This is a genomic window from Cupriavidus sp. 2KB_3 (assembly GCF_052115685.1).
In the GTDB taxonomy this organism is placed as follows: Bacteria; Pseudomonadota; Gammaproteobacteria; order Burkholderiales; family Burkholderiaceae; genus Cupriavidus; species Cupriavidus campinensis.
Window position 1 is genome coordinate 72,490 of sequence record NZ_JBFRHD010000025.1, and the last position, 24,259, is coordinate 96,748.

The 24,259-nt window shown below is 67.7% G+C and carries 23 protein-coding genes; 16 read left to right on the plus strand and 7 right to left on the minus strand.

Annotated features, from left to right (window positions below; translation table 11 throughout):
• The first annotated feature begins 11 nt into the window (after window positions 1-11).
• From AB4120_RS23705 to AB4120_RS23715, 3 genes are all read left to right on the plus strand, one after another.
• Entirely contained in the window at window positions 12-797 is a 786-nt protein-coding gene (locus tag AB4120_RS23705; RefSeq protein WP_149136990.1) for an MBL fold metallo-hydrolase, read from the plus strand.
• A gap of 152 nt (window positions 798-949) precedes the next feature.
• The gene (locus AB4120_RS23710) at window positions 950-1,798 is read left to right on the plus strand and encodes a fumarylacetoacetate hydrolase family protein (RefSeq protein WP_149136989.1); all 849 of its coding nucleotides are present in this window, start codon (window positions 950-952) and stop codon (window positions 1,796-1,798) included.
• A 227-nt stretch (window positions 1,799-2,025) separates the two neighbouring features.
• The gene (locus AB4120_RS23715; RefSeq protein WP_441642916.1) at window positions 2,026-3,285 is read left to right on the plus strand and encodes a M20 aminoacylase family protein; all 1,260 of its coding nucleotides are present in this window, start codon (window positions 2,026-2,028) and stop codon (window positions 3,283-3,285) included.
• Window positions 3,286-3,351: 66 nt separating this feature from the next.
• Here the strand turns inward: AB4120_RS23715 and AB4120_RS23720 are convergent, their stop codons facing one another.
• Window positions 3,352-4,170 (minus strand): AraC family transcriptional regulator, encoded by an 819-nt coding sequence (locus tag AB4120_RS23720; RefSeq protein WP_149137612.1) that lies wholly within the window; start codon window positions 4,168-4,170, stop codon window positions 3,352-3,354.
• Between the two features lie 191 nt (window positions 4,171-4,361).
• On the opposite strand from AB4120_RS23720, the gene AB4120_RS23725 reads away from it, so the two are divergent.
• Complete coding sequence (locus tag AB4120_RS23725; RefSeq protein WP_441642917.1) at window positions 4,362-5,591, plus strand: MFS transporter; 1,230 nt, start codon at window positions 4,362-4,364, stop codon at window positions 5,589-5,591.
• 61 nt (window positions 5,592-5,652) lie between these two features.
• On the opposite strand, the gene AB4120_RS23730 is transcribed toward AB4120_RS23725, so the two are convergent.
• Entirely contained in the window at window positions 5,653-6,954 is a 1,302-nt protein-coding gene (locus AB4120_RS23730; protein ID WP_149136986.1) for a M20/M25/M40 family metallo-hydrolase, read from the minus strand.
• Between the two features lie 242 nt (window positions 6,955-7,196).
• Between AB4120_RS23730 and AB4120_RS23735 the strand changes: the two genes are divergently transcribed.
• Window positions 7,197-7,460: a hypothetical protein gene (locus tag AB4120_RS23735; RefSeq protein ID WP_177219853.1), complete on the plus strand. Its 264-nt coding sequence runs from the start codon at window positions 7,197-7,199 to the stop codon at window positions 7,458-7,460.
• A gap of 126 nt (window positions 7,461-7,586) precedes the next feature.
• Window positions 7,587-8,588: a Bug family tripartite tricarboxylate transporter substrate binding protein gene (locus AB4120_RS23740; protein WP_149136984.1), complete on the plus strand. Its 1,002-nt coding sequence runs from the start codon at window positions 7,587-7,589 to the stop codon at window positions 8,586-8,588.
• Between the two features lie 57 nt (window positions 8,589-8,645).
• Here AB4120_RS23740 and AB4120_RS23745 read toward each other — a convergent pair whose 3' ends face one another.
• Window positions 8,646-9,377: a response regulator transcription factor gene (locus tag AB4120_RS23745; protein WP_149136983.1), complete on the minus strand. Its 732-nt coding sequence runs from the start codon at window positions 9,375-9,377 to the stop codon at window positions 8,646-8,648.
• Between the two features lie 176 nt (window positions 9,378-9,553).
• On the opposite strand from AB4120_RS23745, the gene AB4120_RS23750 reads away from it, so the two are divergent.
• On the plus strand, window positions 9,554-10,357 hold the full coding sequence (locus tag AB4120_RS23750; protein ID WP_149136982.1) for a response regulator transcription factor: 804 nt from the start codon (window positions 9,554-9,556) through the stop codon (window positions 10,355-10,357).
• Between the two features lie 80 nt (window positions 10,358-10,437).
• Here AB4120_RS23750 and AB4120_RS23755 read toward each other — a convergent pair whose 3' ends face one another.
• The 4 genes from AB4120_RS23755 to minC all read right to left on the minus strand — a co-directional run bounded on the left by AB4120_RS23755 (window position 10,438) and on the right by minC (window position 13,935).
• Window positions 10,438-11,511 carry a porin gene (locus tag AB4120_RS23755; protein ID WP_149136981.1) on the minus strand — a complete coding sequence of 358 codons (1,074 nt, stop codon included), beginning with the start codon at window positions 11,509-11,511 and terminating at the stop codon, window positions 10,438-10,440.
• Between the two features lie 457 nt (window positions 11,512-11,968).
• Complete coding sequence (minE, locus tag AB4120_RS23760) at window positions 11,969-12,223, minus strand: cell division topological specificity factor MinE (RefSeq protein WP_011296252.1); 255 nt, start codon at window positions 12,221-12,223, stop codon at window positions 11,969-11,971.
• Window positions 12,224-12,237: 14 nt separating this feature from the next.
• Window positions 12,238-13,053: a septum site-determining protein MinD gene (gene minD / locus AB4120_RS23765; protein ID WP_144202627.1), complete on the minus strand. Its 816-nt coding sequence runs from the start codon at window positions 13,051-13,053 to the stop codon at window positions 12,238-12,240.
• 72 nt (window positions 13,054-13,125) lie between these two features.
• Entirely contained in the window at window positions 13,126-13,935 is an 810-nt protein-coding gene (minC, locus tag AB4120_RS23770; protein ID WP_149136980.1) for a septum site-determining protein MinC, read from the minus strand.
• Window positions 13,936-14,133: 198 nt separating this feature from the next.
• On the opposite strand from minC, the gene AB4120_RS23775 reads away from it, so the two are divergent.
• The 9 genes from AB4120_RS23775 to AB4120_RS23815 form a co-directional block, all read left to right on the plus strand.
• The gene (locus AB4120_RS23775; RefSeq protein WP_149136979.1) at window positions 14,134-15,105 is read left to right on the plus strand and encodes a magnesium and cobalt transport protein CorA; all 972 of its coding nucleotides are present in this window, start codon (window positions 14,134-14,136) and stop codon (window positions 15,103-15,105) included.
• A 187-nt stretch (window positions 15,106-15,292) separates the two neighbouring features.
• Window positions 15,293-15,421, plus strand: coding sequence for a hypothetical protein (locus tag AB4120_RS23780; protein ID WP_255370702.1), 129 nt, complete (start codon window positions 15,293-15,295; stop codon window positions 15,419-15,421).
• Entirely contained in the window at window positions 15,421-15,510 is a 90-nt protein-coding gene (gene kdpF, locus AB4120_RS23785; protein ID WP_092291198.1) for a K(+)-transporting ATPase subunit F, read from the plus strand. Before AB4120_RS23780 ends, kdpF begins: the two co-directional genes overlap by 1 nt.
• A gap of 11 nt (window positions 15,511-15,521) precedes the next feature.
• On the plus strand, window positions 15,522-17,348 hold the full coding sequence (kdpA, locus tag AB4120_RS23790; protein WP_187645191.1) for a potassium-transporting ATPase subunit KdpA: 1,827 nt from the start codon (window positions 15,522-15,524) through the stop codon (window positions 17,346-17,348).
• A 14-nt stretch (window positions 17,349-17,362) separates the two neighbouring features.
• Window positions 17,363-19,543 carry a potassium-transporting ATPase subunit KdpB gene (kdpB, locus tag AB4120_RS23795; RefSeq protein ID WP_149136977.1) on the plus strand — a complete coding sequence of 727 codons (2,181 nt, stop codon included), beginning with the start codon at window positions 17,363-17,365 and terminating at the stop codon, window positions 19,541-19,543.
• A gap of 25 nt (window positions 19,544-19,568) precedes the next feature.
• Window positions 19,569-20,204, plus strand: a complete 636-nt coding sequence (gene kdpC, locus AB4120_RS23800) for a potassium-transporting ATPase subunit KdpC (RefSeq protein WP_441642918.1) — start codon at window positions 19,569-19,571, stop codon at window positions 20,202-20,204.
• Between the two features lie 67 nt (window positions 20,205-20,271).
• A complete protein-coding gene (locus AB4120_RS23805) occupies window positions 20,272-23,142 on the plus strand; it encodes a sensor histidine kinase (protein ID WP_149136976.1) in 2,871 nt (956 codons plus the stop codon).
• A gap of 5 nt (window positions 23,143-23,147) precedes the next feature.
• Window positions 23,148-23,843 (plus strand): two-component system response regulator KdpE, encoded by a 696-nt coding sequence (gene kdpE / locus AB4120_RS23810; protein ID WP_149136975.1) that lies wholly within the window; start codon window positions 23,148-23,150, stop codon window positions 23,841-23,843.
• A 225-nt stretch (window positions 23,844-24,068) separates the two neighbouring features.
• Window positions 24,069-24,259: transposase (locus AB4120_RS23815; RefSeq protein ID WP_441642919.1), on the plus strand; the 191-nt coding region annotated here is incomplete at its 3' end.

Genomic DNA, 24,259 nt, shown 5'->3' on the forward strand with positions numbered 1-24,259 from the left:
AGGGGGTCGCGATGGCTATCGCGCTATATGAATCGAGCGAGCATGTCTGCATGGTGTTCACCGACCTGGTGGACGATGGCGATGGGGAAGTCGTGCAGTCCAACCAGTTCCTGGTGGTCAACCACGGCCACGGGGCGTTGATCGACCCCGGCGGCCCGCTGACCTACGGCGAGCTGTATATGGCGATCAGCCGCCACTTTCCGCCCAAGCGGCTCGACTACGTGCTGGCCTCGCATGCCGACCCGGACATCGTGGCGTCGGTGGGCCGCTGGCTGACGGCGTTGGACAGCAAGGTGCTGATCTCGCAGGTCTGGGCGCGCTTCCTGCCCCATATCTGCCAGGCCGGGAAGATGGCCGGCCGCGTGGTCGGTATTCCGGATGCCGGCATGGTCGTGCCGCTTGGGGCGAGCCAGCTGGTTGCCGTCCCGGCCCATTTCCTCCATTCGGAGGGCAATTTCCACTTCTACGATCCCATCAGCAAGATCCTGTTCTCCGGCGATCTGGGCGCGGCCATGACCACGTCGGCCGAGGCCGGCGCAGTGGTGGAGGACTTCGATGCCCATCTCCCGCGCATGCTGCCGTTCCATCGCCGCTATATGAGCGGTAACCGGGCGTGTCGGCTCTGGGCCGAGATGGCGCGCACCATGGATATCGAATGGATCGTGCCGCAGCACGGGCCGTCTTTCCGGGGCCGGGCGATGGTGAAGCGCTTCATCGACTGGGTGGGGCAGCTCGAATGCGGGCTCGACCTGCTCGACAGCTCGCACTATCGCGTGCCGGCCGGCGCGCTGACATAGCGCGCGGTGGTGACCCCAGCGGTGATCCTGGCCGTACTTCGCCGCCGGGGATGTCTGCGCTGCGGCACAGGACAAGCCGGCCAGATTCCGGCTATCCTCGGTTTCCTTGCCGTCCCCCTTCCCACGGCTGGCCAGAAACCAAGGAAATCACCATGAAACTAGTACGCGTAGGACAGCCCGGTGCAGAGCGCCCGGGCGTCGTGGATCGTGATGGCCGCGTGCGCGACCTCTCCGCCGTGATCGGCAACATCGGCCCGGACGAACTGGCGCCCGCCGCGCTGGCCCGGCTGGCCGCGATCGACCCCGCCACGCTGCCGCTGGTGGAGGGCGCCCGCCACGGCGTGCCCTGGACCGGCATCGGCAAGATCATCGCCATCGGCCTGAACTACGCTGACCATGCCGCCGAAGCCGGCATGCCGCTGCCGGCCGAGCCGATCGTCTTCCTGAAGGCCAATTCCTCGCTGAACGGCCCCAACGACGCCGTGATGCTGCCGTTCGGTTCGGAAAAATCCGACTGGGAGGTGGAACTGGGCGTGGTCATCGGCACCACCGCGCGCAATGTGTCGAAGGCTCAGGCGCTCGAGCACGTGGCCGGCTACTGCGTGGTCAACGATGTGTCCGAGCGCGAGTTCCAGATCGAGCGGGGCGGCACCTGGGACAAGGGCAAGGGCTGCGACACCTTCTGCCCGGTCGGCCCCTGGCTGGTCACGCGCGACGAGGTGCCCGAGCCCCAGAACCTGCCGATGTGGCTGGACGTGAACGGCGAGCGTATGCAGAAAGGCAGCACCGCAACCATGGTTTTCGATGTCGCTACCGTGGTCAGCTATGTCAGCCGCTTCATGACCCTGCTGCCCGGCGACCTGATCGCCACCGGCACGCCGCCGGGTGTGGGCATGGGGTTCAAGCCGCCGCGCTATCTGCGCGCGGGAGACACCATGCGCCTCGGCATCGCCGGCCTGGGGGAGCAGACCCAGCAGGTCGTGCCATACGGCGAGCGCTGAGTCGGGCGTCGGCCCCTGTCCGACATCCTTGCCGGAAAAAGGGGGACTTTCGGGTTCCCCGCTGAAACGTCTTCATACAAAGGGTCGCAGTTCCACACAAAGCGTCCCCTAAGGGCAACAGTTTTGGCACGGTTTAGGGCGCATACGCACGAAATCCGCAATCTGGGTTTTACCCTTCGACCCTGCGTGAAATACTGTTCATACATGCAAGCCACAAGAGCAACGCCATGTCTGAACATGCCCCCGAAATAGAATCGATATTGAAGACCGTCGCGGTCAAGCTCGCGAACGGCTCCACCGAATCCCCCACGCGCTCCTACTGCACGCTGCACGACACGCTCGACTGTCACGACGAGCTGCAGGACATCCGGCGCAGCATCCACCAGCACCCCGAACTGGCCTTCAACGAGATCCGCACCGCCGAACTGGTAGCGTCCCGCCTGGAGGGGTGGGGCTATCAGGTCACGCGCGGGGTGGGTGGCACCGGGGTGGTGGGCACGCTGCGCGCCGGTACGGGCAAGCGGAGCGTGGGCATTCGCGCCGATATGGACGCGCTGCCCATCCACGAGCGCTCGGGTTTGCCCTACGCCAGCGTCCATGAGGGCAAGATGCACGCGTGCGGCCACGACGGTCACACCACCATGCTGCTGGGCGCCGCCCGCCAGTTGGCGCGGACCCGCCGCTTCAATGGCACCATCCACCTGATCTTCCAGCCGGCCGAGGAAATCGGCGCGGGCGGCGGGGCGGAGCGGATGCTGGCCGACGGCCTGTTCGAGCGGTTTCCCTGCGATGCCATCTTCGGCCTGCACAACCATCCAGGCGTGGAAGCCGGCACGTTCATGTTCCGGTCCGGCCCGTTCATGGCGGCCTGCGACACGGTGGCCATCACGATCCGGGGCAAGGGCGGCCACGCGGCGCGCCCGCACCAGTCGATCGACCCTATCCTGGTGGCCGGCAGCCTGGTGATGGCGCTGCAATCGGTGGTCGCGCGCAATGTGGATCCGAACGAGACCGCCGTGGTGACCATTGGCACGCTGCACGCCGGCCACGCCCCGAACGTGATTCCGGACAGCGCGCGCATGGAAATCAGCGTGCGGTCGTTCAACCCCGAGGTGCGGGCGTCGATGGAGGCGCGCATCCGCCAGTTGGCCACGTCGCACGCCGAGGGCTACGGCGCCACGGTCGATATCGACTACGTGCGCGGCTACCCGGTGCTGGTGAACAGCGAGGCCGAAACCGAATTCGCGCGCCAGGTGGCCGAGGAACTGGTGGGGCCGGAGCGTGCCGTGCCGAATTTCCACCGGATTGCGGGCAGCGAGGACTTCGCGTACTTCCTGCAACAGCGCCCGGGCTGCTTCGTGCGGATGGGCAACGGCGCCAACCAGCCGCTGCTGCACAACGCCGGCTACGACTTCAACGACCAGAATCTGACCGTGGGCGCGGCGTACTGGACCCGGCTGGCCGAGCGTTACCTGGACGGAGCCTGAGCGGGGTCTGAGCGGGGCCTGAGCGGGGCCTGAGCACTGCCTGAGCCCCCATCGGACATCGGGCAGTTATCGGAAGAAGGCGCTGGGCGGCACGCCGAACTGGCGCCGGAACATCGTCGCAAAGGCGCTCGGGCTGCCATAGCCCATGTCCAGCGCCACATCCACCACCTTCGCCCCCGCCGCCAGGCGCTCCAGCGCGGCCAGCAGCCGTGCCTGCTGGCGCCACTGGCCGAAGGTCATGCCGGTCTCGCGCGCGAACCGCCGCTGGATCGTCTTCGGATCCACCCCCAGCGAGTCTCCCCAGTCGGCCAGGGTCAGGTCGGTGTCCGGGCTTTCGACAATCGCATCGCAGATCCGCCGCAGGCCGGCATCGCTGGGGCGCGGCAGGTGCAGCGGCAGGGTCGGCACCAGCAGCACCTCATCCAGCAGCAGCCGCATCAGCCGGCCGTCGCGCGAATCCGGCGCATAGGGCAGGGCGATGTCGATGGCGGCCAGGATCAGCTCGCGCAGCAGCGCCGTGACGCCGAGCACCGTGCAGCGGGTGGGCAGATCCGGCGCGGCGTCCGGGCGGATATAGGCGGTGCGCATCTGCACCCGGCCGACCATGCGGATCCAGTGCACCGTGCCGCCCGGCATCCACATGCCGCGCGTGGGCGGCACGATCCACTGGCCGTCCGCCGTGGAGACCACCATCACGCCGTGCATTGCGTGGATCAACTGCGCGTGCGGATGCTGGTGCGGCTTGGTGACGTGGCCCGGGGCGTAGTCGGCAGCCATGGCGGTCACCGGCATCGGGCCGCGGTCGAAGCGGAGGTAGGCTGGCGCTGCCGCGTAGGTGTCGGCGCGGGCGTCGGCATCGGGGTCGTGCGGGGCATCGGCCGGCAGGCGCCGGGCGCCCGGCGTGGTGCGGTCGATCCACTCAACCGGCGGCGGCGCCGCTTTCCGGCTGCGAGGGGTGGGCGGCATGTCCTTTTCTCCAAGGTTCCGGCCCCATTTTCGCAGGACAGGCGAAAATTTGCCATTTACGATGCGATCGTCACTTTTAACCAGACGACCGGCCAATGCGCCCCCGCACCATGAGCACAACCGTCAATCCCGCCCCCGCCGTCGAAGCGGCGCACCGTGAGGAAGGCACGCGCTTCCGCGTGTTGTACGCGATCAGCTTCGCGCACTTCCTCAACGACATGATCCAGTCGCTGATCCTGGCCATCTATCCGATGCTCAAGGGCGGCTTCAACCTGAGCTTCACCCAGATCGGCCTGCTGACGCTGACGTACCAGATCACCGCGTCGCTGCTGCAACCGATCGTCGGCCTGTATACAGACAAGCATCCGAAGCCACATTCGCTGGCCATCGGCATGGGCTTTACGCTGTGTGGGTTGCTGCTGCTGTCCGTGGCGCCAACCTATGGCGTGCTGCTGGTGGCGGCGGCGCTGGTGGGTACCGGCTCTTCGATCTTCCATCCGGAGTCGTCGCGCGTGGCGCGCATGGCCTCGGGCGGCCAGCACGGGCTGGCCCAGTCGATCTTCCAGGTGGGTGGCAACGGCGGTAGCGCCATGGGACCGCTGCTGGCGGCGTGGATCGTCCACCAGCAGGGCAGCGTGGCGTGGTTCTCGCTGGCCGCGCTGCTGGCGATTGCCGTGCTCTGGCAGATTGGCGGCTGGTACGGTCGCCACCTGGCCGAGCGAGCGGCCAAGAAGAAGGGCGCCGGCACGGCGGCCAAGCCGCTGCCGACCCGCACCGTGGTCCGCGCCATCGCGGTGCTGCTGCTGCTGATCTTCTCGAAGTACTTCTACATGGCGAGCCTGAACACGTACTACACGTTCTATCTCATGGATAAGTTCGGGCTGACCCGCCAGACCTCGCAGATCTACCTGTTCGTGTTCCTGTTCGCCGTGGCAGCCGGCACCATCCTCGGCGGCCCGATTGGCGACCGCATCGGCCGCAAGCGCGTGATCTGGGCGTCCATCCTCGGCGTGGCGCCGTTCACGCTGATGCTGCCGCACGCCAACCTGTTCTGGACCGGCGTGCTCTCGTTCGTGATCGGCTTCATCCTGGCCTCGGCGTTCTCGGCCATCCTCGTGTTCGCCCAGGAGCTGATTCCGGGCAAGGTCGGCATGGTGTCCGGCCTTTTCTTCGGCTTCGCCTTCGGCATGGGCGGCATCGGCGCCGCCGTGCTCGGCACCCTGGCCGATACGCACGGCATCAAGACTGTGTACGACGTCTGCGCCTTCCTGCCGCTGCTCGGCCTGCTGGCGGTGTTCCTGCCAGACCTCGGCGGACGGAAGACGACCGCCGCAGCGTAAGTCGCCTCGGTCCTGCGCCCCTCTCCTGCGTGCATGAGAGGGGCGTTTTCTCGTGGATCGCCTACTTCCCCGCCTTGTCCTGCGACACATCCATGATCATCCGCGTCAACAGGTACAGGCGCGGCGTGACCGAGTTCAGGTCCACATACTCGGCATCGTTCGAATGCGCGCCAAAGCCGCGCAGCCCGAATCGCTCGATCACCGGCGCCTTGGTGCCCGCCGCCGCGAACGCCGCGTCAGTGCCGCCGCCTTCTGCGGTGTCATACACCATCAGCTTCTCGCCGATTTCCGAATAAATGCCCTGCGCATGGGCCGCCAGCGTGCGCGCGGCCTGGGTGACTTCAAGCGGCGGCCGGCGGCGCTCGAACTTGACCTCGACCCTGGTGTCCGGAATCAGCTTCTGCTTGACCCGCTCCTGCAGCGTGCGCTCCAGGCCGTCGTAGTCGGCGGTGCGGAGCACGCGCACATCGGCCTGCGCCGTGGCCACGGCCGGAATCACGTTGCGGTTGGTGCCCGCGCTGGAGATCGTCCAGTTGACCTTGAGCCCGGTGTCCGGGTTGGACAGGTCGCGCATCTGCAGGATCTGGTGCGACAGCTCGTACAGCGCATTGCGGCCCAGCTCCGGCGCGCTGCCCGCGTGCGACGCCTTGCCCTCGACTTTCAGCGAAATCGCGCCGATGCCGCTCGTCGCCAGCGACAGGCGGTCACCCGTGACGCGCGTGGCCTCGCACGAGAACACGGCGTCCTGCTGCGCCCCGAGCTTGGTCATCATGGCGCGGGCGCCCGGCGAGCTGATTTCCTCGTCGCCGTTGATCAGCACCGTCAGCGTGCCGTAGTCCTTGAACTTCATCTTCTGCAGGATGGCCACCGTGTGGAGGATCACGGCCACGCCATTCTTGTCGTCGGCAATGCCCAGCCCGTAGGCGCGGTCGCCGTCCACGCGGAACGGCTGCTGCGCGAGCATGCCGCGCAGGTACACGGTGTCCATGTGGGCGATCAACATGATGTTCCGGCGTCCGGTGCCCTTGAACTGGGCCATGACCATCTTGCCGACCTTCTCCGGCGTGTCTTCCATCCGGTAGATCTCGGTCGGCTCGACCAGTTTGGCGTCGCCGCCGAGCGCGGCCAGCCGCTCCCGGATCAGCGCGGCGATGCGGTCGAGGCCCTCGATGTCCTTGCTGCCGGATTCGATCGACACCAGATCCTTCAGCGTGGCGATCAGCGCGGGCTTCTCCTGCTGGGCGAGCTGGTAGGCCGGCTCCACCGGGGCGGCGTGGGCGGTGGCGGCGCAGGCGGCGGCGAGTGCCAGTGCGAACGGGAGGGCGCGCAGGGCAGGGAAGCGGGGGCGACGAACGGATGACATGCAGTCAGGTTCCTTGAGATGGCAATGTAGGATCGGAAATCTTGAGCGCATGGCGCCGCCGCGTAAAGTGCGCCAAACGCGATGCTGCGTGAAAACGCCAGCCTGTCGCGCGCACGCAGCAGACATGGCGCGACATAGCCCGGCCACCGCCCCAACACGGTCAGATGGGGCCAACGCCGGCGTTTTGCGGCATCATGACGGGCATGAAGTCCGCCGTGCCCCCGTTTTCCGGTCATCCCGCCATGCCAGCCGCCCCGCCCCTGCCGGTACCCACCCGCCCCGCCTGCGCCCATTGTCTGGCCCTGGCCGAGGACCCGCGCCGCCGCGAGCCGCACGCCTGCCTGGCCCTGCGCAACACGGCGCCCCACGTCAGCGCCAGCGCGGCCGGCGTGCCGTTCAGCATGCTGTCCTTCACCTGCCGCGAGTGCGGCACGGCGTGGCGGCTGTACGACCGCGCCAACGAACTGTTCGTCTCGTGGGTGCCGGAACACCCGCTCGTGCGCTGAAACAGCTTCGCCGCGTTGGCTGGACGGCCCGGAAGGGCTGGAATGGCAGGCCGGCGGTTCGGCCGCCGGGGCCCTTCGGCTAAGATAGCGCCTATCCATCAGCAACCCTCCCGCCCCATCCCCACCATGGTTCCTGCCTTTTCCAAGCCGCTGCTGGCGGCCCTGTCCGTCTTCACCGTCGCCACGCTTGCGGCCCCGTCCTTCGTTTCCACCGCTCACGCAGCCGACGCCTATCCGAGCCGCCCGATCCGTGTGATCGTGGCCTACCCGACCGGCGGCATCAGCGATGCCGTGGCCCGTGCGCTGGGCGAGAAGCTGTCCGTGCAGATGGGCACGTCCGTGGTGGTCGAGAACAAGGCCGGCGCTGGCGGCAGCATTGGCATCGACGCCGTGGCCAAGGCCGCACCGGACGGCTACACCATCGGCTTCGCCTCCACCAGCCCGCTGACGCTGAACCCGCACGTGGGCCGCGTCAACTATGACCCCGAGCACGACGTGGCGCCGGTCATGAGCGTCATGTACTCGCCGGTGCTCGTGGTGGCCACCTCGGGCTTCGCCGGCAAGGCCTTCCCGGACCTCGTCGCGCAGGCCAAGGCCAAGCCGGGTTCGGTCCGCTGGGCTACCTCGGGTCTGGGCACGGTCGGGCACGTAATGCTCGAGCAGGTCAAGGCGAAGTCCAAGGCCGACATCACGCTGATTCCCTACAAGGGCGCCGGCCAGCAGATGAACGACGCGCTGGGCGCGCAGTTCGAGGTGATGAGCACCAACGCCAGCCCCATGCTGACCCAGCACATGCAGGCAGGCCGCCTGCGCGCGCTGGCCGTGGGCGCGCCCAAGCGCCTGGAGAGCCTGCCGGCGGTGCCGACCTTCGCCGAACTCGGCTATCCCAAGGCCAACCTGACTTCGACGTTCGGCATCTTCGCCCCGGGCAAGACGCCGCCGGCCATCATCAACCGGCTCAATGCCGAGCTGAACAAGGCGCTGGGCGAGCCGGATGTGCGCGAGCGCCTGCTCAAGGGCGGCGAGGTGCCCACCGGCGGCACCGCCGCGCAGTTCGCCGCCGCCGTCCGCGCGGAATCGGAAGACAACGCGCGTATCGTCAAGGAAGCCGGGATCAAGGCCGACTGATTGGCCGACTATTTGGCCGATTGACTGGCCGATTGAGCGCCCGCGGTCCATCATCGGCTACACCAGGTCCAGCCGGCTGCCCAGCCGGTGGATTGCCCGCCGCATCACGCCGTTGCGGGGCCATAGCGCCAGCTTGGTCCGCACGCGCGAGAGGTGGCTGTCCACGGTGCGCGCGTGCGTGTGGACCCCTGCATCCGGCCAGACATGACGGATCATCGCCTCGCGCAGTACCAGCGTGCCCAGGTTGCGGAACAGCAGCAGGGCCAGCGCGAACTCCTTGGGCGCCAGCGCCACGGGCACACCGCCCACCCAGGCCTGGCGCTCGGCCGTGACGAAGCGGTACACGCCGGTGACGAGTTGCTCGGGCATGTCGCCGAAGCCTGCCGGTGCCACGGTGCCGGCCAGCATCCCCGGCACCGCCGCGCGCCGCGCCAGCGCCTCCACGCGCGCCAGCAGCTCGGCCCCGCGCCCCGCCTCGCCCACGTAGGCATCGGCGCCGGCCGCCAGGCAGGCCGCCACCTGTGCCTCGTCGTCGCCCCGGCCCAGCATCATCACGGGCACGCCCTGCCCGAGCGTGTCGCGCACCCATTTCAGCACGTCGCACGCGGCCGTCGCGGCGGCGATGGAACTGGCACGGTCCAGCAGCAGCACGTCGTAGCGGGTATCCCGCACCGCGTCCGTCATCGACTTTCCACACCCGAAGCAGCGCACGACATGCCCGCCGCGGTGCAGCGCGTGCCTGAGCATCCCGGCGCGGGACGGGTTGTCCGCCAGCGCGGCGATCTTCACGATGGGCCTCCCTCGGCTTGTCTCGATGCGGCCATGGTAGGTCGCGCGCCCGCCGGCACGAAGTAAACATTTGTTGCCGACTAAAAATGAGCATCGTCTTATAGGGTTGCGCCGCGTCCCGGCCTCTAATGCTCGAATGGCAGACAAAGGATGCGCCTCGGGGGCGCGCAACGACGATGGGATTGAGGATTGCTTCGCTGGAGCCAGACGCCGGGCACGCCGCGCGGATTCGCGAGATCGTGACGGCCGCCGGCCACGAGTGCGTGACGTTCGACGATGGCCGGCGCATGCTGCTGACCCTGCGCAAGGTCACGTTCGACCTGTTGCTGCTGGACTGGCACGCGCCGCAGGTCAGCGGGCGCGAGGTGCTGGCGTGGGTGCGCGCCCATCTGGACGCCCGCGTGCCGGTGATGTTCCTGACCGGGCTGGATAGCGAGCGGGACATCGTGGCCACGCTGGCGGCCGGCGCGGACGACTACATGGTCAAGCCGATCCGCCCGCAGGAACTGGCCGCGCGGATCGAGGCGCTGCTGCGCCGCGCGTACCCGGACCTGCGCCAGTCGCGCGACGGCAGCATGGCCTGGGGCTGCTTCGCCTTCCACCTGGCCACCCGGGCCTCGACGTGCCACGGCCAGAAGGTGGCGCTGACGCCCAAGGAATTCGACCTCGCCCTGCTGCTGTTCCGCAACGCCGGCCGGGTGGTACCGCGCGAACACATGGTCGTGGCGGTCTGGGGGCGCGACATCCCGCCGATGTCCCGCACCATCGACACCCACATCTCGCGCGTGCGGAACAAGCTGGGGCTCTGGCCCGACAACGGTGTGCGCATCGTCCCGCTGTACACGCACGGCTACCGGCTGGAGTTGCTCGGCCGCGATGCCTCGGCGGGGCCGGCACCCAAGCCCGATGCGGCGCCAACTGGCGGCACGCGCAGGCGTCGTGCAGCGGGGCGGCAGCCGGCGCTGGGCCCCAATCTCTGATGACGGCAGGCATTACCCGCCGCCCTGAAAAACAAAAAGGCACCCGAAGGTGCCTTTCTGCGATGCGGTCAGACCAACAATCAGAAGATGTGGCGGATACCTGCGGCCACGCCCGTCTGGTTGTTCTTGCCAGGCAGTTCGGTGACTGCGGCGCCAGTGACCTTGTTGTAGTCGACGGTGCCGTACACCTGGGTACGCTTGGAGAGCGAGTACTCGGCCAGCAGCACGCCGGTGTAGCGGTTGCCGCTGTTGTCCAGGCCGTTCTTGCCCTTGATGTGATCGCCGTAGAACACGCCGGTCACGGCCAGTGCCGGGGTGACCTGGTAGGTCGCGCCGACGTAGCCGATCATGTCTTCACGCGGGTTGGCCTGTGCGTTGCCGCCAGCCGGGATCGGGTTGGCAGTGTTGGCCGGCGAGAAGAAGTTGGCGTCGATCAGGCCAGTGCGGTCCTTGCCGCCGATGTAGCCCAGGAAGACCTTGGCCGCGCCAAAGCCGACCTTGCCGGCGGCGCCCCACATCTGCTGCTTGTTGCCGAGCGGGTCGCGGACTTCCTGGTACACGCCACCGAAGCCGAACGGCCCGATGTCGTAGGAAGCGCGGGTACCCCAGTACTGGCTGCGCGTCATGCTGCCTGCGGACTCGCCGAAGCCATAGCTGGCGCCGACGTTCAGGCCTGCGAACGAACCTGCGTAGCTGACGACGTTGTTGTTGCGGAATTGCGTCAGGAAGAACGGCCAGGCGTTGTTGTCGTAGTTGCCGATGGTCAGCGGATCGAAGTCGCCGAAGAAATTAAAGCCTTCGGTGTACTGGCGGCCCAGCTTGACCGTGCCGAACTCGCCCGACAGGCCCACGTACGCCTGACGACCGAACAGCGAACCGTTCTGGTTTGCGCGGCCGGTATCCGGATCGAAGCCGTTTTCCAGCTGGAAGATGGCCTTCAGGTTGTTGCCCAGTGCTTCGCTGCCCTTGATACCCCAACGGCTGTTGGTGATCGCGCCGTTGGTCAGTTGGGTCTGGCTGTGGTTGCCTGCGTCAGCGTTGGTCTGGAAGCGGATGCTCTGGTCAACGATACCGTACAGCGTCACCGACGTCTGTGCGTAGGCGCTGCCGGCCAGCAGACTGCCAATGGCGAGGGTGAGTAGCGATTTCTTCATGGTGCTCCTTTTCTGTCTTGTGGTTGTGCCGTAACCGGATCACGGCTGGCACAAAGGTTTACGTTTGCAGTAAACGCCGCGAAAATTTAACAAAACACGGAACTTTCGGACATAAAAGCAGCGTGAACCGGCACTCTAGAGAGACATTTGGTGCAATTTCGTTGGTTTGCCGCTACACAATGTCAGACCCTCGTGATAATGGTGCATTGCAGCGTGCGCCAGGGCAGTGCATGGACGTGGGACGGCGAGCGGTGGGGCGGGTGTGCAGGCGCGATCGCAACCACCACGCGGAGGGTTGCTGCAATGCATAAAGCCCCTACTTGAGAGGGGCGGGTTATCCCTTAGATAATGGAATAACGGCGCACGGAAGGTATCCGGGCGCCGTTCAGGACCGAGAAACTCGAATTAATCCGAAAACCGAAAACCGAAAAGCGAATACCGAAAATGCCGAAAGCGGTCAGTTTTGCGGGATTTCGATTTTCACCTCGAGCACTTCGAGGTTGTCCTGGCGCTCCAGGCTGACGCGCAGGTCCTGGTCGCTGATCTTCACATACTTGGATATCACGGCTACCAGTTCGCGCTGGAGGGCCGGCAGGTAATCGGCCGGCGCGGAATGGCCGGTGCGCTCATGGGCGAGGATGATCTGCAGCCGCTCTTTGGCGACCGACGCTGACTTCTTCTTCTCCCCCAGCAGGAAGGACAGGATCGACATGGGATGAGTCCTCCTTACTTGTTACCGAAGAGGCGCGAGAGCAGGCCCGGCTTCTGGTAGTCGGTGAAACGCATCGGCTTGTCCTTGCCCAGGAAGCGGTCCACCACGTCGCCATAGGCGTCGGCCACGTCGCTGCCTTCCAGGTGGATGGCCGGCGTGCCCTGGTTGGACGCGTGCAGCACGGCTTCCGATTCCGGTACCACGCCAATCAGCTTGATGCGCAGGATTTCCTGGATGTCGGTCAGCGACAGCATTTCGCCGCCGTGCACGCGCTTCGGGTTGTAGCGCGTGATCAGCAGGTGCTCCTTGATCGGCTCGCCGCCTTCGCTGGCGCGCTTGGTCTTCGAGGCCAGGATGCCGAGGATGCGGTCCGAGTCGCGCACGGACGAGACTTCCGGGTTGGTCACGACGAGCGCCTCGTCGGCGAAGTACATCGCCATCAGCGCGCCGGACTCGATGCCTGCCGGGGAGTCGCAGACGATGAACTCGAAGCCCATGTCCACCAGGCCGTTGATGACCTTCTCCACGCCGTCGCGGGTCAGCGCGTCCTTGTCCCGCGTCTGCGAGGCCGGCAGGATAAACAGGTTCTCGCACTTCTTGTCCTTGATCAGCGCCTGGTTCAGGTTGGCTTCGCCCTGGACCACGTTGATCAGGTCATACACCACACGGCGCTCGCAACCCATGATCAGGTCGAGGTTGCGCAGGCCGACGTCGAAGTCGATCACGGCCGTCTTGTGGCCCCGCAGGGCCAGGCCGGCGGCGAAGCTCGCGCTGGTGGTGGTCTTGCCAACGCCTCCCTTGCCGGAGGTCACAACGATGATTTTTGCCATGGCTCTATGGTCCAGTATGGGTGCAGGGTATTTCGTACCGGGCGGGCCGGCCGTACCGATGGGTTAGCGCGGTTATTTCATCCGCAGCGGTTCGAGAATCAACTTTTCGTCGGCCAGGCGCACCTGGGCCGACTTGCCGAGCACATCGGCCGGGAGCGTCTGCTCGGCGGTCCGGTAGATGCCGGCGATGGAAATCAGCTCGGGTTCCAGGCATGTGCAGAAGATGCGCGCGTCCGGGTTGCCCTTGACACCCGCCAGCGCGCGGCCGCGCAGCGGGGCGTAGATATGGATGTTGCCTTCGGCGATGACCTCGGCACCGTAGCTGACCAGGTCCAGGATGACCACGTCGCCCTGGGCGTAGATCTGCTGGCCGGAGCGCAGCGGCTTGTCGATCAGCAGGGTCGGCACCGCGCGCGGGGCGGCGGCGGCGGCCATGATCTCGGCGATATCCGAGGCCGTGCCGTTGACTGGCGGGGCCTCGGCGGCAGTGGATTCCGGGGTGTCGGCGGCCTTGGCGGCGGGGGCGGGCGAGGCCGCCGGGGCCGCTTCGTCCCGGCCGCCACGCCGGCTCTGGCTTTCCAGCAGCGGCAGGCCGAAGGTTTCGGCCCAGCTGCGCTGGTCGTCGCGCGCCACCACGCCAATGGCCCGGGCGCGCAGCGTGGAAAGCGTGTCGATTACGCGGTCCAGCGCCAGGGGGCTATCGCCTTCCAGGCGGCGCAGGTCCAGCGCAACCACGTCATTGGAGAAGAAATCGGGGGTCGATTCGAAGCGGGAGAGGAGATCGTCCCGCAACGCGTCGATGTCGGCGGTCTTGAGGGCGAGAAGGAGGGCGTCGACGTTGCCACTGCGCAGCTCGAAGCGTGGCGATTTCTTCTGAGACATAGTCGGTGACCGTGGAAATGCCACATTCTAACGTCGGTTCTCCGGCGAACTGTAACAATTCTCGAACCCGGCCCCGAACGTGCCCGATGCGGGGCTTCGGGGCCGGATCGCACCGCTAAAGTGGCGGGCGATGCCGCTTGCGCTCGCATAAAGGGTGACGCTCTTGTTACGATTGCGCATCTCGACAACGGAGTTCCCATGGGCGCCATCGTCAATTGCGCGGCCTATCGCAGCGGCAAGAAGCTCGGTCCGGTCGAATTCGACGCCATCGCCGGCGTGCTGGCCGACCCCGGCACCTTTGTCTGGCTGGGCCTGCACGAACCGGACCTGGCGTTGCTGCGCAAGGTCCAGCAGGCGTTCGGGCTGCACGACCTGGCCGTGGAGGACGCGCTGGACGCCCACCAGCGGCCCAAGCTGGAAACCTACGGCGATTCGGTCTTCGTGGTGCTCAACACCGCGCAGCTGGTCGGGGAGGAGGTGGTGGTAGGCGAGACCCACCTGTTCGTCGGCCCGAACTACGTGGTCTCGGTGCGGCACGGCGTCAGCTCAACCTACGCCCCGGTGCGCGAGCGCTGCGAGAGCGACCCGCATGGCCTGGCCAACGGCCCCGGCTATGTGCTCTATGCGCTGATGGACTTCGTGGTGGACCACTACCTGCCCATCGTCAACCGGCTGGAGGACAACTTCGATGCGCTCGAGCAGAACATTTTCCGCGACGAGTTCGACCGTGCCGCCATCGAGCGGCTGTACCAGGTCAAGCATCAGGTGCTGCGGCTGCGCAATGCGGTCTACCCGGTGGAGGACATCTGCAGCCAGTTGATCCGGCTGCACGAGGAACTGGTGCCGAAGGAGCTGCGCGCCTATTTCCGGGACATCGAGGACCATGCCAGCCGCATCGTCCGCACGCTGGACGTGGTGCGTGAGATGCTGACCACGGCCGTGCAGGTCAACCTCGCGCTGGTTACGGTGGGCCAGAACGAGGTGGTCAAGCGGCTGGCCGGCTGGGGCGCCATTCTCGCCGTGCCGACCGTGATCTTCAGCCTCTACGGCATGAATTTCAGCTTTATGCCAGAGCTGAAGCTCCATTACGCCTATCCGGTGGTCATCGGCGTGACCGCCACGGCCTGCGCCTGGCTCTGGCGCAAGTTGCACCGGGCAGGCTGGATCTAGCCTCGCCCGCATTGCCGGTCATGGCTGCCATGGCTGTAAAACGGCGCCACGCCTGGGGTTGGCGCCGTTTTTATATCTTCTTTACACCCCTCCTCCCGCTCTCTACCCCGTTTTTACCCCGCCGTCCCTAATCTCCAGAACGTGATGTCAACGTGAATCCTTCACGTTTTTCCTATTTGGGGTTTGTATGGACGGGATCTATTTCCTCGTGTTGCTGGCCTTCGGCGCGCTGACTGGCGCGCTGCTGGCACTGTGCGCCGCGCTGGGCGCCAACCCGCCGTCTGCGCGGCAGACGGACGACGAGCGGGGGCGCTGATGGACTGGACCGACATCCTGAGCGGGGCCCTGGCCGCCGCGATCTTCCTCTATCTGCTTTTTGCCCTGTTCCGGCCGGAGAAATTCTGATGTCCACGCCGTTGTCCACACCATTCATCGGGCTGCTGGTCCTGTACCTCGCGGTCCTGTTCGCAGTGGCGCCGTTCCTCGGCCGCTACATGCGCCGCGCGCTGGAGGAGGGCGACTATCGCCTGACCGCCTGGGGCCGCCCGTTCGAGCGCGCGCTCTACCGCCTGGCCGGCGTGCGCGCCGACGCGGAGATGGGCTGGAAGCAGTACGCCCTCGCTGTGCTGGTCTTCAACGTGCTCGGCGTGGTCTTCGTCTACGCGATCCAGCGCCTGCAGGGCATGCTGCCGCTGAACCCGCAGGCGTTCGGCGCGGTCTCGCCCGATTCCTCGTTCAACACCGCCATCAGCTTCGTCACCAATACCAACTGGCAGGGCTACGCCGGTGAATCGACGATGAGCTACCTCACCCAGATGCTGGCGCTGACGATGCAGAACTTCGTCTCGGCGGCCACCGGCATCGCGGTGGTGTTCGCGCTGATTCGCGGCTTCGCGCGGCACGGCGCCGCCACGCTCGGCAATTTCTGGGTCGATCTGGTGCGCACCACGCTCTATGTGCTGCTGCCGCTGTCGCTGATCACCGCGCTGCTGCTGGTCAGCCAGGGCGTGATCCAGAACTTCGACCGCTACCAGGACGCCACGCTGGTCTCGGAACTCTCCTACACCCAGCCCAAGGTGGACGCAGCCGGCCAGCCCGTGCTCGACACCGCCGGGCAGCCCGTGACCGAGGACGTCAAGACCCGCACGCAGACGCTGGCGATGGGTCCGGTGGCGTCGCAGGAAGCCATCAAGATGCTCGGCACCAACGGTGGCGGCTTCTTCAATGCCAACTCGGCGCACCCGTACGAGAACCCTACGCCGTTCACGAATTTCGTGGAAATGCTAGCCATCTTCCTGATCCCGGCGGCGCTGTGCTTCGCCTTCGGCGAGATGGTGCGTGACCGCCGGCAGGGCGTGGCGGTGCTGGCGTCGATGACCGTGATCTTCGTGGTCATGGCGATTGCCGCCGTGGTGTCCGAGCAGCAGGTCAACGCGGCGCTGACGTCGCTGGGTATCGACCACATGGCCTCCGCGCTCCAGGCCGGCGGCAACATGGAAGGCAAGGAAGTGCGCTTCGGCATTTCGGCGACGTCCCTGTTCGCGACGATTACCACGGCGGCGTCGTGCGGCGCGGTGAACGGCATGCACGACTCCTTCACGGCCATCGGTGGGCTGGTGCCGATGCTGCTGATGCAGCTGGGCGAAGTGGTCTTCGGCGGCGTGGGCTCGGGCCTGTACGGCATGCTGGTCTACGCCGTGCTGGCGGTGTTTATCGCCGGGCTGATGATTGGCCGCACGCCGGAATACCTCGGCAAGAAGATCGAAGCCTACGAGATGAAGATGACCGCCGTGGCGATCCTCGTCACGCCGCTGCTGGTGCTGGTGGGCACGGGCATCGCGGTCATGACCGAGGGCGGCCGTGCAGGGGTGTTCAACCCCGGCACGCACGGTTTCTCGGAAATCCTCTATGCGCTCTCGTCGGCGGCGAACAACAACGGCAGCGCGTTCGCGGGCCTCTCCGCCAACACGCCGTTCTATAACACGCTGCTCGCCGCGGCGATGTGGTTCGGCCGCTTCTGGATCATCGTGCCGGTGCTGGCGATGGCCGGCTCGCTGGCCGCCAAGCGCCGTACCCCGCCTACCGCCGGCACCATGCCGACGCACGGCCCGCTGTTCGTGGTGCTGCTGGTGGGCTCGGTCCTGCTGGTGGGCGCGCTGACCTATGTGCCGGCGCTGGCGCTGGGCCCGGTGGCCGAGCAGTTGCAGCACATCCCGGCCGCCGTCCAGGCGGTGGCCCGGTAATCGTGGAGAATCGTATGCAGCAAGACACTACGGTGACGCGCACTTCGGTGGCGCGCACCCCGCGTCAGGTGCCGGCCCGGGGCGGCATGTTCGCGCCCGAGCTGGTCAAGCCGGCCATCGTCGACGCCTTCAGGAAGTTGTCGCCGCGCGCCCAGTTGCGCAATCCGGTGATGTTCGTGGTCTACGCGGGCAGCGTGCTCACGTCGATCCTGTTCCTGCGCGCGCTGTTCAACCCCGCGCCGGGTGGGGAATCGGCCGGTTTCATCCTGGCCATCTCCATCTGGCTGTGGTTCACGGTGCTGTTCGCCAACTTCGCCGAAGCCATGGCCGAAGGCCGCAGCAAGCAGCAGGCCGCCGCGCTGCGGGGGCTGAAGACCACGGTGACGGCACGCGTGCTGCGCCCGGGCCGGACCAACATCCGTGCCGAAGGCGCTACGGAGGCCCGCATTGCCACGGACCTGCGCCGCGGTGACGTGGTGCTGGTCCAGGCCGGCGACATGATCCCCGGCGACGGCGAAGTCATCGAAGGCGTGGCCTCGGTCGACGAGTCCGCCATCACGGGCGAGTCCGCGCCGGTGATCCGCGAGTCGGGCGGCGATTTCTCGTCGGTCACGGGCGGCACGCGCGTGCTGTCCGACTGGATCGTGGTGCGCATCACCGCCAACCCCGGCGAGAGCTTTATCGATCGCATGATCGGCATGGTGGAAGGCGCCAAGCGCCAGAAGACCCCCAACGAGCTGGCGCTGACCATCCTGCTGGTGGGCCTGACGCTGGTGCTGCTGCTGGCCACGGCCACGCTGCAACCGTTCTCTCTATATAGCGTGATGGTGGCCAAGGCCGGCATGCCGGTCTCGGTGACGGTGCTGGTGGCGCTGCTGGTGTGCCTGATCCCGACCACGATTGGTGGCCTGCTGTCCGCCATCGGCGTGGCTGGCATGAGCCGGATGATGGAGGCGAATGTGATCGCCACGTCCGGCCGGGCCGTGGAGGCCGCCGGCGACGTGGACGTGTTGCTGCTCGACAAGACCGGCACGATCACGCACGGCAACCGCCAGGCCGCGCGCTTTATCTGCGCGCCGGGCGTGACCCCGCGCCAGCTGGCCGAAGCCGCGTGGCTGTCGTCGCTGGCTGACGAGACGCCGGAAGGCCGCAGCATCGTGGCCCTGGCCCGCCAGCAGCCCGACGCCACCGTCCCCGAGATGGGTGGCAAGGGCCTGGACGCGCCCGTGTTCGTGCCCTTCACCGCGCAGACCCGCATGAGTGGCGTCGACGTCACTAATGGGGTGCACGTGCGCAGCGTGCGCAAGGGCGCCGCCGATGCGGTGCGCCGCTACGTGACCGATCGCGCCGGCAAGTTCCCGGACGCCGTGATGCAGGCTGTGGACGATGTGGCGCGCGCCGGCAGCACGCCGCTGGTGGTGGCGGAGGCCATCGCCGAGGGCACCGAAGACAGCGTGCGCGTGCTCGGCGTGGTGGAACTCAAGGACATCGTCAAGACCGGTATCCGCGAGCGCTTTGGCGAACTGCGCCGGATGGGCATCCGCACGGTGATGATCACCGGCGACAACCGCCTCACGGCGGCGTCGATCGCGGCGGAAGCCGGCGTGGACGACTTCCTGGCCGAAGCCACCCCCGAAGCCAAGCTGGCGCTGATCCGCGAGTACCAGCGCGAAGGCCGCCTCGTCGCCATGACCGGCGATGGCACCAACGACGCCCCGGCGCTGGCCCAGGCCGACGTGGCCGTGGCCATGAACAGCGGCACGCAGGCAGCGCGCGAGGCCGGCAACATGGTCGACCTGGACAGCAATCCGACCAAGCTGATCGAGATCGTCGAGATCGGCAAGCAGATGCTGATGACGCGCGGCTCGCTGACCACCTTCAGCGTGGCCAACGACGTGGCCAAGTATTTCGCGATCATTCCGGCGGCGTTCGCCACCACGTATCCGCAGCTCAACCTGCTGAACGTGATGGGGCTGTCCACGCCGGCGTCCGCGATCCTGTCGGCGGTGATCTTCAACGCGCTGATCATCGTCGCCCTGATTCCGCTGGCGCTGCGCGGCGTGGTCTACCGCCCGCTCGGCGCGGCCGTGCTGCTGCGCCGGAACCTGCTGATCTACGGGCTGGGCGGCATCATCGTGCCGTTCGCAGGGATCAAGCTGATCGATCTGTTGCTGACGCTGTTCGGCTGGGTCTGAGCCGAGCCTTCCAGGAGAAATACGCATGACTACGCAAACGAAGGCCGCCATGGGCGCCCCCGCAAACAACCTACCCCGCCAGCCGGGCCTGCTGCGGCCGGCGCTGACGCTGTTCGTCGGCCTGGCGGTGGTGACCGGGCTGCTGTATCCCGGCGCGGTGACCGGCATCGCCCGTGCGGTGTTTCCGCACGAGGCCGCCGGCTCGCTGATCGAGCAGAACGGCAAGGTGGTGGGGTCGGCGCTGATCGGCCAGCCGTTTTCCGAGCCGAAGTACTTCTGGGGCCGCCTGTCGGCCACGGCGCCGATGCCGTACAACGCGGCGGCGTCGGTGGGCTCGAACCTCGGCCCGAGCAACCCGGCGCTGACCGATGCCGCACGGGCGCGCATCGAGGCGCTGCAGGCCGCCGACCCCGACAACAAGGCGCCGGTGCCGGTGGATCTGGTAACGGCCTCGGGCAGCGGCCTCGATCCGCACATCAGCCCGGCGGCAGCGCGCTACCAGGCCGCGCGCGTGGCGCGGCTGCGCGGGCTGCCGCTGGCGCAGGTGGAGGCGCTGATCGCCGCGAACACGGAAGGCCCGGGGCTGGCCGTGTTTGGCGAACCCGGGGTGAATGTGCTGAAGCTGAACCTTGCGCTGGATGGGGCGAAGCGGGGCGCCTGAGGGAATGGATGCGCCAGCCCACGGCCGCTGGCGCCGTGGCAGAATCCGTCCCACCGCCCCCTCTACCATGACCCTCGCCGATAACCGCCCGGACCCCGACGCCCTGCTGCAACGCATGCAGGAGGAGGGCGCGCGCGCCGGGCGCGGCAAGCTGCGGGTGTACTTCGGCGCCTCGGCCGGCGTGGGCAAGACGTTCGCGATGCTCACCGCCGCCCGCGCGCTGCGCACGCAGGGGGTGGATGTGGTGGTGGGCGTGGTGGAGACCCACGGCCGTGCCGAGACCGAGGCGCTGGTCGCCGGGCTGGACATCGTGCCGCTGCGCGAAATGCCCTACCGCGACCGCGTCCTCAAGGAATTCGATCTAGATGGCGTGCTCGCGCGCCATCCAGCGCTGGTGCTGGTGGACGAACTGGCCCACACCAACGCCGCCGGCAGCCGGCATCCCAAGCGCTGGCAGGACATCGCCGAACTGTTGGCCGCCGGCATCGACGTCTGGACCACGGTCAACGTGCAGCACCTGGAGAGCCTGAACCAGGCCGTGGGCGGCATCACCGGCGTGCGGGTCTGGGAGACCGTGCCCGACGCGGTGTTCGACGATGCCGACGACGTCGTGCTGGTGGACCTGCCCGCCGACGAACTGCTGCGCCGCCTGCGCGAGGGCAAGGTCTACCTGCCCGAGCAGGCGCGCCACGCCGCGCGCAACTTCTTCCGCAAGGGCAACCTGATCGCGCTGCGCGAGCTGGCGCTGCGGCGCACGGCGGATCGTGTCGATGACGATGTGCGCGCCTATCGCGACGCCCAGTCGATCGAACCGGTCTGGCGCACGCGCGAGGCGCTGGTGGCCTGCATCGGCACCGGCGACGACGCCGAGCAGGTGGTGCGCAGCGCGCGCCGGCTGGCCAGCCAGCTCGATTGCGACTGGCACGTGGTGACGATTGCCACGCCCCGGCTGGTGCCGCTCTCCGCCGAGGTACGCACGCGCGTGCGCGCGGCGATGCGGCTGGCCGAGGAACTGGGCGCCCGCACCGAGACGCTGGCCGGGCACGACATGGTGCGCGCGGTCACCGGCTACGTGCGCCGCCACAACCTCACCAAGGTGCTGGTGGGCCGCGCGCGCACCGACTGGCAGTACGAAGGCGGATGGCTCGAGCAGGGTCGCATGCTGCTGGGGCGCGCCTTGTCGCCGGTGCTGGGCGCCGGCAACCGGCTGATCGGCCGCCAGACCTTTGCCGATGCGCTGGCGGCTGGCTGCCCCGAAATCGACGTGATCCGCGTGGCGGCGGACACCACCCGCGCGGCACCGCTGCCGGCGGCGCAGAGCCTGCCGGCCGGCGCCGAGTCCGAGCAGAGCCCGGCCCAGGGGGGCGCACGCCGGCTTGACTATGTCTGGTCCGTGGTCTGGTGTGCCGGGGCCACACTGCTTTCCACAGTCGCCCGGCCCTGGTTCGATATCGTCAACATCGCCATGCTGTTCCTGGCCGCCGTGGTGGGCGTGGCGCTGCGCCATGGGCGGGGGCCGGCGGCGCTGGCGTCGGTGCTGTCGGTGGGGGCGTTCGATTTCTTCTTCGTGCCGCCGCGGCTCTCGTTCGCCGTCAGCGACGTGCAGTACCTGCTGACCTTCGTGGTGCTGCTCACGGTGGGGCTGGTCATCGGCCAGCTCACCGCCGGTCTGCGCGAGCAGGCGAGCGTGGCGGTGCGGCGCGAGACCGACGCCCGCACGCTCTACGAACTGGCGCGCGAGCTGTCGGCGGCGCTGACCACGCAGCAGATCGTGGAGATTGGCGGGCGCTTCCTGCGTGCCGCGTTCGACGCCCACGCCTCCTTCTTCCTTGTCTCGGCATCGGGCCGGCTGCTTCCGGTGGCGGATGTCAATGAGACAAGTCCAAAAGAAGGTCGGACCACCAAGGGCGAAGCCATCGACACCGTGCTGGCCCAGTGGGTCTTCGACCACGGCGAGGCGGCCGGCACCGGCACCCACACGCTGCCGGGCAGCACCGTGCTGTACCTGCCGCTGAAGGCGCCGATGCAGACGCGCGGCGTGCTGGCCGTGGAGCCGCATGACTGGGGCGCGCTGGCTGACCCCGCGCTGCGCCGCCAGGCCGATGTCTTCGCCACGCTGATCGCCATCGCCATCGAGCGGCTGCACTATGTGGAGGTGGCGCAGCAGGCGCTGGTGTCGATCGAATCCGAGCAGCTGCGCAGTTCGCTGCTGGCGGCGGTGTCGCACGACCTGCGCACGCCGCTGACCGGGCTGATCGGCATGGCCGAGTCGCTCGCGCGGGCACCGCTGCCGGCCGATGTGGCGGCCACCGTGGACGCGATGCGCGTCCAGGCCCACCGCATGCGGACGATGGTGGTGAATCTGCTCGACATGGCGCGGCTGCAGCGGCACGACGTGTCGCTGACGCGCGGCTGGCAGTCGATGGAAGAACTGGTGGGCGCGGCGCTGGCGGCGATGCGCGAGGCGCTGGCGGGGCATCCGGTGCAGGTGTCGGGGCTGGCGGCGCTGCCGCTGGTGGAGTGCGACGCCGTGCTGGTGGAGCGCGTGCTCTGCAACCTGCTCGAGAACGCCGCCAAGTACACGCCGCCGGGCACGACGGTGCGCATCGGCGGCGCCGTGGCCGGCGAGATGGTGCAGGTGTTTGTCGAGGACGACGGCCCCGGCGTGCCGGCCGGGCAGGAGCGCCGGATCTTCGAGAAATTCACGCGCGGCGCGCACGAGTCCGCCACGGCGGGCGTGGGCCTCGGCCTGGCGGTGTGCGATGCCATCCTGCAGGCGCACGACGGCCGCATCTGGGTGGAGCCGGTGCACGGCGCGGCGCCGCATGGCGCGCGCTTCACGCTCGCGCTGCCGCGCGGCAATCCGCCGGACATCGAGCCGGAAACCCTCCAAGACCTCAATGACCTGAGCGACCTGACCGCCAGGACGGAACCCTGACCGAGATGCCATTCGACTATTCGCCGACCGTCCTGCTGGTAGAGGACGAGCCCCATATCCGGCGCTTCGTGCGGGAATCGCTGCAGGCCGAGGGCTGCACGGTGCACGAGGCGGAGACGCTCAAGCGCGGGCTGATCGATGCCGGCACGCGCCAGCCGGACGTGGTGATCCTCGATCTCGGCCTGCCCGACGGCGACGGCATGACGCTGATCCGCGAGATGCGCACGTGGACGCAGGTGCCGGTGCTGGTGCTGTCCGCGCGCACCGAGGAAGCGGACAAGATCGCCGCGCTCGACGCCGGCGCGGACGACTACCTGACCAAGCCCTTCGGCGTGGGCGAACTGGTGGCGCGCGTGCGCGTGCTGCTGCGCCGCCACGCGCGCGCCAACCCTCAGGGCACACCAACCATCGCCTTCGGCGACGTGCAGGTGGACCTGGCCAACCGCCTCGTCACGCGTGCCGACGCGCCCGTGCACCTGACCCCCATCGAATACCGGCTGCTGGCGGTGCTGATCGCCCATCGCGGCAAGGTGATGACCCACCGCGAACTGCTGCGCGAGGTCTGGGGCCCATCGCACGCCGAGAGCAGCCACTACCTGCGCGTGTACATGGGCCACCTGCGCCACAAACTCGAATCCGACCCCGCCCAGCCGGCCCACCTGCTGACCGAAGTCGGCGTCGGCTACCGCTTCGCGGCGTGAGCGCAACGCCCGGCTTGCGAGCCGGCGCCGATCGGGCTACCGTCGTGGCGTTGGCATATGAACGGAACGGCGAAAGCCGCGTGTCAGCTCCGCCTCGCAAGAGGTTTGCGCCCGAGTGCGCTGATAGCTGAAAAGCAAAGAGGTCCGATTAGCAGTGCGAACTAAGGCTCCTTCTGAACTGCACCCCAAAAGTTGGACACCCGTTCAACCTTTGGGGTGTTTTTCATGGCGAAGTACAACGAGGCGTTCAAGCGCCAGGTGGTTCASGAATATTTGTCCGGGGGAGTTGGGACTGGGACACTGAGCCGGAAGCACGGAATAGGCCGCTCGGTGCTGCAGCGCTGGGTCAGCGCGTGGCGGCAGCATGGAGAAGCCGCGCTTGGCAAGAAGCATGAGGCCTATAGCGCCGAGTTCAA

Excerpts from the sequence above, each read along its gene's own strand:
- AB4120_RS23705 (WP_149136990.1), top strand. The coding sequence starts at position 12 with ATGGCTATCGCGCTATATGAATCGAGCGAGCATGTCTGCATGGTGTTC.
- AB4120_RS23805 (WP_149136976.1), top strand. The coding sequence starts at position 20,272 with ATGACCCTCGCCGATAACCGCCCGGACCCCGACGCCCTGCTGCAACGC.
- AB4120_RS23775 (WP_149136979.1), top strand. The coding sequence starts at position 14,134 with ATGGGCGCCATCGTCAATTGCGCGGCCTATCGCAGCGGCAAGAAGCTC.
- AB4120_RS23735 (WP_177219853.1), top strand. The coding sequence starts at position 7,197 with ATGCCAGCCGCCCCGCCCCTGCCGGTACCCACCCGCCCCGCCTGCGCC.
- AB4120_RS23725 (WP_441642917.1), top strand. The coding sequence starts at position 4,362 with ATGAGCACAACCGTCAATCCCGCCCCCGCCGTCGAAGCGGCGCACCGT.
- AB4120_RS23710 (WP_149136989.1), top strand. The coding sequence starts at position 950 with ATGAAACTAGTACGCGTAGGACAGCCCGGTGCAGAGCGCCCGGGCGTC.
- AB4120_RS23740 (WP_149136984.1), top strand. The coding sequence starts at position 7,587 with ATGGTTCCTGCCTTTTCCAAGCCGCTGCTGGCGGCCCTGTCCGTCTTC.
- AB4120_RS23750 (WP_149136982.1), top strand. The coding sequence starts at position 9,554 with ATGGGATTGAGGATTGCTTCGCTGGAGCCAGACGCCGGGCACGCCGCG.
- minE (WP_011296252.1), bottom strand. The coding sequence starts at position 12,223 with ATGTCGATCCTGTCCTTCCTGCTGGGGGAGAAGAAGAAGTCAGCGTCG.
- kdpF (WP_092291198.1), top strand. The coding sequence starts at position 15,421 with ATGGACTGGACCGACATCCTGAGCGGGGCCCTGGCCGCCGCGATCTTC.
- minD (WP_144202627.1), bottom strand. The coding sequence starts at position 13,053 with ATGGCAAAAATCATCGTTGTGACCTCCGGCAAGGGAGGCGTTGGCAAG.
- AB4120_RS23730 (WP_149136986.1), bottom strand. The coding sequence starts at position 6,954 with ATGTCATCCGTTCGTCGCCCCCGCTTCCCTGCCCTGCGCGCCCTCCCG.
- minC (WP_149136980.1), bottom strand. The coding sequence starts at position 13,935 with ATGTCTCAGAAGAAATCGCCACGCTTCGAGCTGCGCAGTGGCAACGTC.
- AB4120_RS23715 (WP_441642916.1), top strand. The coding sequence starts at position 2,026 with ATGTCTGAACATGCCCCCGAAATAGAATCGATATTGAAGACCGTCGCG.
- AB4120_RS23780 (WP_255370702.1), top strand. The coding sequence starts at position 15,293 with ATGGACGGGATCTATTTCCTCGTGTTGCTGGCCTTCGGCGCGCTGACT.
- kdpC (WP_441642918.1), top strand. The coding sequence starts at position 19,569 with ATGACTACGCAAACGAAGGCCGCCATGGGCGCCCCCGCAAACAACCTA.
- kdpE (WP_149136975.1), top strand. The coding sequence starts at position 23,148 with ATGCCATTCGACTATTCGCCGACCGTCCTGCTGGTAGAGGACGAGCCC.
- AB4120_RS23755 (WP_149136981.1), bottom strand. The coding sequence starts at position 11,511 with ATGAAGAAATCGCTACTCACCCTCGCCATTGGCAGTCTGCTGGCCGGC.
- kdpB (WP_149136977.1), top strand. The coding sequence starts at position 17,363 with ATGCAGCAAGACACTACGGTGACGCGCACTTCGGTGGCGCGCACCCCG.